Origin of the sequence: uncultured Wocania sp. (assembly GCF_964021735.1) — a bacterium.
GTDB lineage: Bacteria > Bacteroidota > Bacteroidia > Flavobacteriales > Flavobacteriaceae > Wocania_A.
Map to the genome: position 1 here is coordinate 1 of NZ_CAXIBN010000092.1, position 12,875 is coordinate 12,875.

General features: G+C 33.4%; 13 protein-coding genes. 7 read left to right on the plus strand and 6 right to left on the minus strand.

Translation table 11 applies throughout. The features are described 5' to 3' along the window. Positions 1–95 precede the first annotated feature (95 nt). The 6 genes from AADI82_RS09465 to AADI82_RS09490 all read left to right on the plus strand — a co-directional run bounded on the left by AADI82_RS09465 (position 96) and on the right by AADI82_RS09490 (position 6,270). Positions 96–1,184 (plus strand): M42 family metallopeptidase, encoded by a 1,089-nt coding sequence (locus AADI82_RS09465; protein ID WP_341216203.1) that lies wholly within the window; start codon positions 96–98, stop codon positions 1,182–1,184. Between the two features lie 108 nt (positions 1,185–1,292). After that, the gene (locus tag AADI82_RS09470) at positions 1,293–1,847 is read left to right on the plus strand and encodes an NUDIX domain-containing protein (protein ID WP_341216204.1); all 555 of its coding nucleotides are present in this window, start codon (positions 1,293–1,295) and stop codon (positions 1,845–1,847) included. Between the two features lie 13 nt (positions 1,848–1,860). Then, complete coding sequence (locus AADI82_RS09475) at positions 1,861–2,535, plus strand: YhfC family glutamic-type intramembrane protease (protein WP_341216205.1); 675 nt, start codon at positions 1,861–1,863, stop codon at positions 2,533–2,535. 123 nt (positions 2,536–2,658) lie between these two features. Next, on the plus strand, positions 2,659–3,144 hold the full coding sequence (locus AADI82_RS09480; protein ID WP_341216206.1) for an acetyl-CoA carboxylase biotin carboxyl carrier protein subunit: 486 nt from the start codon (positions 2,659–2,661) through the stop codon (positions 3,142–3,144). Between the two features lie 92 nt (positions 3,145–3,236). Next, positions 3,237–4,676, plus strand: coding sequence for an acetyl-CoA carboxylase biotin carboxylase subunit (gene accC, locus AADI82_RS09485; protein WP_341216207.1), 1,440 nt, complete (start codon positions 3,237–3,239; stop codon positions 4,674–4,676). A 43-nt stretch (positions 4,677–4,719) separates the two neighbouring features. Beyond that, complete coding sequence (locus AADI82_RS09490) at positions 4,720–6,270, plus strand: acyl-CoA carboxylase subunit beta (protein WP_341216208.1); 1,551 nt, start codon at positions 4,720–4,722, stop codon at positions 6,268–6,270. Between the two features lies 1 nt (position 6,271). On the opposite strand, the gene AADI82_RS09495 is transcribed toward AADI82_RS09490, so the two are convergent. The 3 genes from AADI82_RS09495 to AADI82_RS09505 form a co-directional block, all read right to left on the minus strand. Further along, a complete protein-coding gene (locus tag AADI82_RS09495; protein ID WP_341216209.1) occupies positions 6,272–6,907 on the minus strand; it encodes a MarC family NAAT transporter in 636 nt (211 codons plus the stop codon). Positions 6,908–6,994: 87 nt separating this feature from the next. Next, the gene (locus AADI82_RS09500) at positions 6,995–7,603 is read right to left on the minus strand and encodes a DEAD/DEAH box helicase (protein ID WP_341216210.1); all 609 of its coding nucleotides are present in this window, start codon (positions 7,601–7,603) and stop codon (positions 6,995–6,997) included. Positions 7,604–7,678: 75 nt separating this feature from the next. After that, positions 7,679–8,125, minus strand: coding sequence for a DUF1572 family protein (locus AADI82_RS09505; RefSeq protein WP_341216211.1), 447 nt, complete (start codon positions 8,123–8,125; stop codon positions 7,679–7,681). Positions 8,126–8,215: 90 nt separating this feature from the next. Between AADI82_RS09505 and AADI82_RS09510 the strand changes: the two genes are divergently transcribed. Then, entirely contained in the window at positions 8,216–9,421 is a 1,206-nt protein-coding gene (locus AADI82_RS09510; RefSeq protein WP_341216212.1) for a multidrug effflux MFS transporter, read from the plus strand. 16 nt (positions 9,422–9,437) lie between these two features. On the opposite strand, the gene AADI82_RS09515 is transcribed toward AADI82_RS09510, so the two are convergent. From AADI82_RS09515 to AADI82_RS09525, 3 genes are read right to left on the minus strand one after another with little or no spacing between them, the layout of a single operon-like run. Next, positions 9,438–11,135, minus strand: coding sequence for a sodium:solute symporter family protein (locus AADI82_RS09515; RefSeq protein ID WP_341216215.1), 1,698 nt, complete (start codon positions 11,133–11,135; stop codon positions 9,438–9,440). A 19-nt stretch (positions 11,136–11,154) separates the two neighbouring features. Further along, positions 11,155–11,412 (minus strand): DUF4212 domain-containing protein, encoded by a 258-nt coding sequence (locus AADI82_RS09520; protein ID WP_341216213.1) that lies wholly within the window; start codon positions 11,410–11,412, stop codon positions 11,155–11,157. Then, entirely contained in the window at positions 11,409–12,788 is a 1,380-nt protein-coding gene (locus tag AADI82_RS09525; RefSeq protein WP_341216214.1) for an alanine/glycine:cation symporter family protein, read from the minus strand. Before AADI82_RS09525 ends, AADI82_RS09520 begins: the two co-directional genes overlap by 4 nt. Between the last annotated feature and the right edge of the window lie 87 nt (positions 12,789–12,875).

A 12,875-nucleotide genomic window follows, 5' to 3' on the forward strand; every position in this document is an offset into this window, starting at 1 on the left:
TTTCGGGGTAACGCCCAAAAACTTTTCATAATAAGAGTTAGTTTTAATCAATCATTTACATTTTATATTATTATTTTAGTGCAAAACTTTTAAACATGGCAAAAAAGAGCATTCTTAACAAAAAATCGATAGACTTTTTAGAAAAATATTTAAACAATGCAGCGCCGACAGGTTACGAATGGACCGGGCAAAAACTGTGGATGGATTACCTAAAACCTTATGTTGATGAATTTATTACCGATACTTACGGTACAGCAGTTGGTGTAATTAACCCAAAAGCAAAATACAAAGTGGTTATTGAAGGACATGCCGATGAAATTTCGTGGTATGTTAATTATATTTCTGATAACGGATTAATTTATGTGATTAGGAATGGCGGAAGCGACCACCAAATTGCACCGAGTAAAATTGTAAATATTCACACCAAAAAAGGCATTGTAAAGGGTGTTTTTGGTTGGCCAGCAATCCATACGCGTAATAAATCGAAAGAAGAAGCACCAAAACCAGATAATATTTTTATTGATTGCGGTTGTAAAACAAAAGAAGAAATCGAGAAACTTGGTATTCATGTTGGTTGTGTAATTACGTATCCAGATGAGTTTCATATTCTAAATAAAGACAATTTTGTTTGTCGCGCTTTAGATAATCGCATGGGGGGTTTTATGATTGCCGAAGTAGCACGATTACTTAAAGAAAATAAAAAAACTTTACCTTTTGGCTTATATATAACCAATTCTGTTCAAGAAGAAATTGGCTTACGTGGTGCAGAAATGATAACACACACCATTAAACCAAATGTGGCTATTGTTACCGATGTGACGCACGATACCACAACACCAATGATTGAAAAGAAAAAGGAAGGTCATTTAGAATTGGGTAAAGGTCCCGTTGTAGCTTATGCACCTGCGGTACAACAAAAGTTACGTGATTTAATTACAGAAACTGCCGAAGCTAAAAAGATACCTTTCCAGCGTTCTGCATTATCAAGAGCGACAGGAACCGATACTGATGCCTTTGCTTACAGTAATGGTGGCGTTGCTTCAGCGCTAATTTCGTTACCGTTACGCTATATGCATACCACCGTAGAGATGGTACATAGAGATGATGTAGAAAATGTAATTAAGCTTATTTACGAAACATTACTTAACATAAAAGACGGCGAGACTTTTAGTTATTTTGAATAAAAATTAAATTAAACATCATTGCAAAACCTTTAGTTAGTAGCAATCTGTTGTTATTTAATAGATTGCTACGTTGCTTTACAAATACAGGATGATGTTTGTTTTTTTATAATGGACGAATACATAGATATTATTAACTTACAAGGTAAACCTACGGGTGAATCTGTACTTAAATCGGTTATCCATCAAAAAGGATATTACCATAACACAGTTCATGTTTGGTTTTATACGAGCTGTGGAGATATTCTATTGTCTCAACGATCGGCAAAAAAAGATGTTTGCCCTTTACTTTGGGATGTATCTGTGGCAGGACACGTAGATACTGGTGAAACAATAAAGCAAGCAGCTGTTAGAGAAACTAAAGAAGAAATTGGATTAAAAATCTCTAAAAAAGACTTAAATAAAATAGGTGTTTTTGAATGTTTTCAAACTTATAAAAATGGTATTATCGACAACGAGTTTCATCACACATTTATTTCAGAATTAAAAACTCCACTTTCTCAATTAACACCTCAAGTTGAAGAAGTTGAAGCTTTAAAACTAGTATCAATTATTGAATTTAAACAACTCATAAAAAACATCGGTATCAATAATCATTTTGTAGCTTCAAATAAATCATACTACGAAATAGTATTACGAAACATTTTAAGTATTGTTAAGTTTTAATTACTTTTCATAAATGAATTTATTACTCTTTGCTGTTGCTCCAGTTTTTATAATTATAATCTACATTTATTTCAAGGATAAATACGAAAAAGAACCTAAGAAACTTCTTCTTTATAATTTTCTATTAGGTGCCATTTTAAGCATTATTGTCACTACCATCATCTATTATGTGTTTGATTATGTTTTACCATTAACAGATCACACAAGTATATTTCAACAATTTATAAAAGCCTTTTTAGTGGTTGGTCTAACCGAAGAATTTAGCAAGTATATAATTGTTCGCTATTATGCTCAAAAAAACAAAAGTTTTAACGAACCTTTTGATGGCATTGTTTACGCCGTTATGGTATCGATGGGTTTTGCTGCAACCGAAAATGTTTTTTATGTGTTAGAAGGTGGCTATCAAACCGCACTAATTAGAGCTTTTACAGCAGTGCCTGCCCATGCTACATTTGGTATTTTAATGGGGTATTATATGGGTAAAGCTAAATTCTCAAATAATAGAATAATACTAAATTTAACAGGACTATTATTAGCCATAATTTTTCATGGAGCATACGATTTTTTCTTGTTTATAGATTTTGTTCCTGGTATTTGGGTTGGTGCATTTGTATCTCTTTTCATTGGCATTGTTCTATCAAAAAAAGCAATAAAGCGACATCAAGAAAATTCTAATTTTAAAACGTAGTTTATATTTTCGAACATGATGTAAATCATATATTTATATATTGTAGTTATTTAAATTTACGTTACTAAAAAATAAATTCTAGAGCATTATAATTATATTTACAATGAACCAATTTCCATACTCATGAATAAGATTTTCAAAACCAATGTAAATAATACTTTTAATTTTGAAATTAAAGAAGATGATATTTTAAGTCTTGATGCTTTGCCAGTTTCTGAATCTAAATTTCATATTCTTCAGCATAATAAATCTTATAACTCAGAAATTATTGAAACAGACTTTAATTCAAAATCATATAAAGTAAAAGTTAACAACAACTCATATAACGTAAACATTTTTAATGATTTAGATGCTTTAATAAAAGACATGGGGTTTGCTATTAGCTCAACAAAACATGTAAATTCTATTAAAGCACCAATGCCTGGTTTAATTTTAGATATAAGTATTCAAATAAACCAAGAAGTTAAAGAAGATGATACGCTCTTAATTCTTGAAGCTATGAAAATGGAAAACATAATTACGTCTCCAAGAGATGGTGTTATCAAATCTATTTCGGTAAACAAAGGTGACGCTGTAGAAAAAAATCAGCTCTTAATTGAGTTTAAGTAATTAAAGCCAATCTATTTCAAAATGTCGACACTGAGCGCAGTCGAAGTGTCTTGAAAATATATAAGTTTAGTTTAAAAAAATAGATTTTTTCAATGAAAAAAATATTAATTGCAAACAGGGGTGAAATTGCCATTAGAGTTATGAAAACGGCTCAAAAAATGGGTATTAAAACAGTAGCTGTATTTTCTACTGCCGACAGAAATGCACCTCATGTAAAATTTGCAGACGAAGCTGTTTGTATTGGTAAAGCACCTTCAAATCAGTCGTATTTAAGAGGAGACAAAATTATTGAAGTTGCAAAACAACTACATGTAGATGCGATTCATCCAGGGTATGGTTTCTTGAGTGAAAATGCAGATTTTGCAGAACTTGCCGAAAAAAACAACATTACCTTTATTGGACCACGCTCTAAAGCCATACACATGATGGGGGATAAATTAGCTGCCAAAGAGGCTGTGAAAGATTATAATATCCCTATGGTTCCTGGTGTAGATAGAGCCGTTACAGACCCTAACGAAGCTATTAAGATTGCAAAACAAATAGGATTCCCTATTCTTATTAAAGCAGCAGCAGGTGGTGGCGGTAAAGGTATGCGAGTAGTAGATAAAGAAAAAGATGTTGAAGAACAAATGAAACGTGCCATAAGCGAAGCCACTTCTGCCTTTGGAGATGGCTCCGTATTTATTGAAAAATATGTGACTTCACCACGACATATCGAAATACAGGTTATGGCAGATAGTCATGGTAATATCTTGCACTTTTTTGAACGTGAATGCAGTATACAACGACGGCATCAAAAAGTGGTTGAAGAAGCACCATCATCAGTTTTAAGTCAAAAATTGAGAAATGAAATGGGAGAAGCTGCTATTAAAGTAGCAAAATCTTGTGATTATTTAGGAGCAGGAACTGTAGAATTCCTATTAGATGCCAATCATAATTTCTATTTTCTAGAAATGAATACCAGATTACAAGTAGAACACCCTGTAACCGAATTAATTTCTGGTGTAGATTTGGTGGAACTTCAAATTCGAGTAGCTCGAGGTGAGTCACTTAAAATAAAGCAAAACGATTTAAAAATTAATGGTCATGCCTTAGAATTGCGTGTTTACGCCGAAGATCCTTTAAACAATTTCTTACCAAGTGTTGGTCGCTTAGATGTGTACAAAATACCTGTTGGTGAAAATATTCGTGTAGATAATGGGTTCGAAGAAGGTATGGATATTCCTATTTATTACGACCCGATGCTTTCAAAATTAATCACTTACGGAAAAACCCGCGAAGAAGCTATTCAACTAATGATAAAAGCCATTGAAAATTATCATGTTGAAGGTGTAGAAACCACCTTACCCTTTGGTAAATATGTTTGTGAGCACGAAGCGTTTCGTTCTGGAAATTTCGACACTCATTTTGTGAAAAATTATTACGCCCCAGAAACTTTACATAAAAAAGCAGAAAATGAAGCAAGAATTGCTGCACTAATAGCTTTAAAGCAATATTTGAAAGACCAAAAACAATTACGATTACCTAATTAGTCACAGTTTTCAGAGCTACGTGCTCAACAACAAAAGATAAAATATGGATCCTAAACAAAATAAAATAAATAAGTTAAACGAACGTATCGCGTTAGCTCACTTAGGAGGCGGACAAAAACGTATAGACAAGCAACACACTAAGAAAAAACTAACCGCTAGAGAACGTGTAAACTATTTAATGGACGAAGGCTCTTTTGAAGAAATTGGAGCTTTAGTAACCCATAGAACTACCGATTTTGGAATGGAAAATGAAATTTATTATGGTGATGGCGTTATAACGGGCTATGGCACAATAAATGGTCGGCTAGTTTATGTTTATGCACAAGATTTCACGGTGTTTGGTGGCGCTTTATCTGAAACACATGCCGAAAAAATCTGTAAAATTATGGATATGGCAGTTAAAGTCGGAGCTCCAATAATTGGACTTAATGACTCTGGTGGTGCACGAATTCAAGAAGGTGTACGTTCTTTGGGAGGTTATGCCGATATTTTTTATAGAAATGTACAAGCTTCTGGCGTTGTTCCTCAAATTTCAGCTATTATGGGCCCTTGTGCTGGAGGCGCAGTGTATTCGCCAGCAATGACCGATTTTACAATGATGGTTGAAAATACAAGCTACATGTTTGTTACGGGACCAAATGTTGTAAAAACGGTAACTAATGAAGAGGTAACTAGTGAAGAGTTAGGTGGTGCTTACACACATGCATCAAAATCTGGAGTAGCTCATAAAACCTCTGCAAACGATATTGAATGCTTAGAAGATTTAAAAACACTTATAAGCTATTTACCCCAAAATAACACGCAAAAAACAGCTAAGCTAGAGTTTAAACTTAATGATGAGATAAGAGATGTTTTATCCGATATAGTACCCGATAACCCCAATAAACCTTATGATATGCACGAGGTAATTTCTGGTATTATTGATACAGATTCTTTTTACGAAATCCATAAAGATTATGCTGAAAATATTATAGTAGGTTTTGCGCGTTTAGCTGGACGAAGCATAGGTATAATTGCTAATCAACCACAATTTTTAGCAGGTGTTTTAGGTGTTAAAAGTTCAAAAAAAGCGGCACGTTTTACGCGCTTTTGTGACTGTTTCAATATTCCACTACTTGTTTTGGTAGATGTACCAGGGTTTTTACCAGGGACCGACCAAGAGTGGAATGGCATTATAGTTCATGGTGCAAAACTACTATATGCTTTAAGTGAAGCTACCGTACCACGAGTAACTGTAATTACCAGAAAAGCTTATGGTGGTGCTTACGATGTTATGAATTCTAAACACATTGGGGCTGACTTAAACTTTGCATGGCCAGGAGCAGAAATAGCAGTTATGGGTGCTAAAGGTGCCAGTGAAATCATCTTTAAAAAAGAAATTGCTAATGCCGATAATCCCGTTGAAAAACTTGCAGAAAAAGAAGCCGAATATGCTGAAAAATTTGCTAACCCCTATAGAGCTGCTCAACGCGGTTTTATTGATGAAGTTATATTACCAAAAGATACCAGACGGAAATTAATTAAAGCTTTTAGTATGTTAGAGGATAAAAAAGTAGAAACACCGAAACGTAAACATGGAAATATCCCTTTATAGCTTAATTTATATTTAGTTTTGATATGATATCTACTAGCGATGATATAATATATTCTATACCTATAGCTATAATGATGAATCCTATAATTCTTGAAAGTGCATTAATACCTGATGCACCTAGAACTCGAACAATTAAATGTGAACTTTTCAAAATAAAATAGATAACTACTGATACTGACACCATAGCAGCGACTATAATAGTAATTTCGTTTATAAGTTGAAACTCTTGATTGTAAGCTATTAATAATGAAATAGTACCTGGGCCAGCAAGCATTGGAATAGCTAATGGTGTTAACGAAATAGATTCCCTGCTATGAATATCTTTCTGCACCTTATCTCGTTTCATGCCTTTATGCTCGCTAAATTTACCTGTTAGCAAAGCAAAACCTGAAGAAGCAATAATTAGACCCCCAGCTATTTTTAAGGCATTTAAACTTATTCCAAAAAAAGATAGAATATATTTTCCCGCATGAAAAGATAATAATAGAATAGCAAGAACATCTATAGCTGTCCAAAAGGCAGTTATTGCACGTTCTTTTTTTGTATTATGCTTTGTTAATCCTACAAAAACGGGCACTGTTCCTAGTGGATTCATAATAGAAAATAGAGCACCAAAAATAGCTAAAAATAAGTTCATGTTTTTTTTGCAAAGTCACTATTTAAAAGTGACTTTACAGTTACGCAAACTTTAAACTAAAATTACTAAAAGGTAAATAAGTCTCAGCTAAACTTTAACAATTTGAGCATTATACATAAAGGAGTCTTGCCAACGCTTATAACGGGCATCGAACTTATCTGTAAAAACAAGATATTGGCATTTACCTATACTTTCTGGCGTGCGTGTAACTTCAGCAAGATTATTATTTCTAAATAAAAAATTGGCATCTTCAACAATACATATTTGCAACTTATTCAAATTAATTCCGTTAAGGTAAAACAACTTATTTAAACGCTTAGGTGTTGCAATTACTATATCTGTGCCTTCGTAAATTTCATCACGCTGTATATCTATATCATGCTCATCGTAGGCGCAATACACTCTTAAATCGGTACCGCGTTTAAAGGCATTAAATTCTAGTTCTAAATTTAAAGCAGCTTGCTTATCTTTTACAAAAATTAAAGCCCTTGGAGCATCTTCAACAGCTTTTTTTAATTTCTGAATTATGCTAATTACTATACTTGAAGTTTTACCACTGCCGTCTGGAGCTATTACAAATAAACTTGCGCCTCCTTTTATTTTAGATAAGATTTGTTTTTGAAGTGGTAAAGGTGATTCAAATCCTTTATAGTTAAGTGTATTGGCTAATGGTTCAATTAATTTTTTAAAAGACATAAAAAGATTTTCTTTAAGCTACAAAGGTAAGTTTTTAAATACCTAATTGATTTGTGAATAAAAACAAAAAACAACTTATAAGTCTAATACCCGTCTATGATAGTTTATTTGTCCTAAATGATATGATAAATGCGTAGCTAAATGTGTTAAGAAAAATTCTGTGGTCATTTTATCTTCAAAAACACGACGCGAATATTCTTTTTGCAAATCATTTGGAGTTAAGGTTTTTAACGTTTTAGTAACAATTAAACTAACTTCATTTATTTGTTTTATTAAGATTGTTCTTGATACATTTTTTAACGAAAACTCTAAATCTCTTTGTCTTATATAGCCTGTGTTTCCAAATTCTGTGCCAATAAAATGATTAAGATTTCCAACAATATGTAAGCATAAATTACCAGCAGAATTACTAATACCTTCTTTTAAAACCCATAAATTCTTTTCATTTTTATAAGACTCAATTTCAATTTTTAGCTTATTTAAATCTCTATTAAAAATTTTTATTAAAGTTTCTGTACACATGTTTTATTGATATAAAATTTAACAATATTGATATTGGTTAATAACATTGAAATTTAACTTTGCTCTACTAAATTACTCTATTTTTGCCCAATGCAAAACAATAACACTTTCAAATTTGAATTTGTAGCTTTAATGGCCTCATTAATGTCTATCGTTGCTTTATCTATTGATGCTTTATTACCTGCATTACCCGAAATAGGAAGTGCATTAGGCGTTACAAACCCTTCTAATAATCAACTACTTATTACCATGATCTTTTTAGGTTTAGGTTTCGGACAGCTTCTTTTTGGACCATTATCTGATAGTTTTGGAAGAAAGCCTATTGTGTACATTGGCTTTATTGTTTTTATTATTTCAAGTATTATTTGCGTGACTACTAAAAGTTTTGAAATAATGATAGTTGGGCGCATACTACAAGGTATTGGGTTGTCGTCTCCAAGAAGTTTAAGTATCTCTATGATTAGAGATTCCTACAGCGGTAATTATATGGCAAAAATACTATCAATCGTGGTAATGTTTTTCATTTTAGTTCCAGTAGTTGCTCCAACTCTAGGTCAGTTTTTAATTCATCTTTACAACTGGGAATCGGTATTTTATTTTAACTTAATATTTGGGGTTTTAATAATGATTTGGTTTTGGTTACGACAACCAGAAACATTGAAAAAAGACAAGCGTATTAAGTTTACCAGTCACCTCTTTATTGATGGCACAAAAGAGTTTTTTAAACACAAAGATGCAGTCGCATTTACATTTATCTCTGGTTTTATAACAGGCTCTTTCATGGTGTATTTAAGTACGTCGCAACAAATTTTTCAAGAGCAATATAATTTGGCAGATATGTTTCCTTATATATTTGCGAGTTTAGCTATTTCAGTTGGTTTAGCTACTTTTTTGAATAGCAGATTTGTGGTTAAATATGGCATGCTAAAAATTGCTTATGTTTCTTGTATAGCTTACGCTGTTATTTCGGTTTTATATGTGGTTATGTTTTCTTCTGGCGAAAACCCAAGTATTGAAGTTTTATTAGGATTTTTTGCACTACAGTTTTTTGCCGTGGGCTTTTTGTTTGGAAATTTACGTGCTTTAGCCATGCAACCTTTGGGGCATATTGCTGGTATTGGTGCCGCAATAAATGGCTTTATTTCTACAGTAATGGCAGTACCTATTGCAAATTACATTGGTAATTTTGTTACAACTTCAGTACTCCCATTATTTATTGGATTTTCAATTTTTGGAATACTCTCTCTAGCTGTTTTTATAATTATAAAAAAAAAGGTAAGGCTTGTAAAAACATAATAAAAACTGTTTTCAATTAATGCGTAGCTTCTCCTGCTCCACTTGGTATTCTAATATTTTCAACAATCTCCTGAACATCTTTTGGAGGCTCGGGTGTGAATTTCATAATAACTATCGAAACAATAAAATTTAGTATCATAGCTACCGTACCAAAGCCTTCTGGCGATATACCAAACCACCACTCGCTTTTATCTGGAAAAACATCATCAAACCAGCCTAGTTTATATTTAATCATATATAATAACATAGCAGTAATACCTACCACCATACCAGCAATAGCACCTTCTTTATTCATGCGCTTATAAAAGATACCTAAAATAATAGCTGGAAAAAAAGAAGCTGCTGCCAACCCAAAAGCCAGTGCAACAACTGCAGCGACAAACCCTGGTGGGTTAATACCAAAATAGCCAGCAACACACACCGCACCAACAGCAGATAAACGTGCTGCAACTAATTCGCCTTTTTCAGAAATTGATGGTTTTATAATTTTCTTTATTAAATCATGAGATACCGAAGATGAAATTACCAACAATAAACCCGCCGCTGTAGATAATGCTGCTGCTAACCCACCTGCAGCAACCAATGCAATAACCCAATTTGGGAGTTTCGCAATTTCTGGGTTTGCTAAAACCATAATGTCTCTGTCTACTACTAATTCATTTTTACCTTCATCAGCTACATAAGTAATTAATCCATCTCCATTCTTGTCAGTGAAAGTGATAAGTCCCGTAGTTTCCCATTTTTTAAACCACTCAGGTACATTAGTGTAAGGTTGATTTGAAACGGTTTCAATCATATTTGTTCTAGCAAATGCAGCTACAGCTGGTGCTGTGGTATATAGAATTACAATAAGTAATAACGCAATTCCAGCAGATTTACGAGCATCTTTAACGCGTTTTACAGTAAAGAAACGCACAATAACATGTGGTAATCCTGCTGTACCAACCATTAAAGCTAGTGTAATAGCAAATACATCGATTAAAGATTTTGAGCCTTCGGTATATTCATTAAAACCTAATTCTGTACTCAATCCATCTAATTTATCTAATAAATAGGTTCCAGAACCATCTGCTAATTCGCTTCCAAATCCTAATTGCGGAATCGGGTTTTCTGTCATTTGAATCGAAATAAAAATAGCAGGTACCATAAAAGCAAATATCAACACGCAATATTGAGCTACTTGAGTATACGTTATGCCTTTCATGCCACCTAAAACCGCATAAAATAAAACGATAAGCATTCCTATAATAACGCCTGTATTTATATCGACTTCTAAAAAACGAGAAAATACAATACCAACACCACGCATTTGTCCTGCAACATAAGTAAACGATACTAATAAGGCACAAAATACGGCTACAATACGTGCTGTTTTCGAGTAATACCTATCACCTATAAAGTCAGGCACTGTAAACTTTCCGAACTTTCGCAAATATGGTGCTAATAACAAGGCTAAAAGCACATAGCCTCCTGTCCATCCCATCAAATATACTGCACCATCATATCCTGCAAATGAAATGATTCCTGCCATCGAAATAAAAGAAGCAGCACTCATCCAATCGGCTGCGGTAGCCATACCGTTGGCTAAAGGCGAAACGCCTCCGCCAGCAACATAAAACTCTTTTGTTGATCCCGCTCTCGACCATATAGCTATTCCAATGTATAACGTAAAGGTAATGCCAACTAAAATATAAGTCCAATTTTGAACGCTTATCTGTTCAGCTATCAATAAACTATTCATCATAACCATATTTTTTATCCAATTTATTCATTAATCTAACATATATAAAAATAAGGATGACAAACACATACATCGAGCCTTGTTGTGCAAACCAAAACCCGAGTTTAAATCCGCCTACTTTAATGTCATTTAAAACATCTTTGAATATAATACCAGCACCAAAAGACACCAAAAACCAAACGGTTAAAAGTATGAGTACAATTTTGATGTTTTCTTTCCAGTATGCTTTGGGTTTTTCTTGATTGGTCATAATTTATTTGCTTTTAAACGTGCTTTGTATGCTGCTAATTCTTTTACAACTTTTGGAGCCAATATTATAGTCGACAACATGGTTGGAATAGCCATTAATGCGAATACACCATCGATAAGATTTATCATCATATCCAACGTCATTGTAGCACCTAAAATAATACTAGCGATATAAAAATAGTTATAATAATGTTTTTTATCTGCTCCTATTAAAAACGATAAACATTTTGAACCATAATATGAAAATGAAAACAACGAAGATATACTAAACACTGCAATACAAACCAACAACAAATACTTACCAAAACCTGGCATAGCATTGCCAAAAGCAGAGGCGGTTAAACTTACACCATTATCAGATGTGGTTTCCCAAACTCCAGTTACTAAAATTGCTAAAGCGGTAAGTGTACAAACAATTAAGGTGTCTATTGCTGGCCCAAGCATAGCCACTAAACCTTCGCGAACAGGCTCATCGGTTTTTGCTGCACCATGCGCTAAAGGTGCGGTACCAATACCTGCTTCGTTTGAAAACGCTCCACGCTTAATTCCTAGTAAAATTAATCCTCCTACAAGACCACCAAAAAAAGCATCGCCTTTAAAGTTATTAGCAGCAAAAGCATCAGTAAAAATCATGGCGAAATATTTAGGAACCACTTCAATATTTACAACCAAAATAATCATAACAGAAACAAAATAAAGCAATACCATTGAAGGCACAAGTTTAGATGCTGTTTTGCTAATACGTCCAATACCACCAAGAATAACAACAGCAGTAATACTAACTAACACCAGACCAACAATTAAATTAGAAGTAAACCCAACTTCAACACCATTAGGTGCAAGTAAAATATCATTTATAGCTTGTGTGAGTTGATTAACATTAAAAACTGGTAAAGCACCAACCAAACCACAAACACTAAACATAATTGCTAGAGGTTTCCAAGATTTGCCCAAACCTTCCATAATAAAATACATAGGGCCACCTTGTAACTCGCCATTACTATCCTTCCCTCTAAACATGATTGCTAAAGTTGAGGTAAAAAATTTAGTAGACATACCAACTACAGCACTAACCCACATCCAAAAAACAGCTCCAGGACCACCAATAGAAATCGCTACTGCAACACCAGCAATATTCCCCATACCAATAGTAGATGACAATGCTGTGGTTAAAGCCTGAAAATGGCTAATTTGCCCAGGATCGTTTGGATCGTCGTACTTGCCACGAAGCACTTGAATAGCATGACCAATTAAACGAAACGTTCCAAATTTTGATCGAATAAGTAAATATAATCCGCCTCCAATAAGAAGTATAAGCAAAGGCAATCCCCAAACTGCACTAGAAAAATCGGCAGTGAATTGTTTAAGTAGTTCCATAAAAATTAGTTAGTTTATGTTATAAATGTAAGAAAGATGCGTGAAACTATTAAAAATGTTTATACTTTCTTAAGAATATTTCATAAA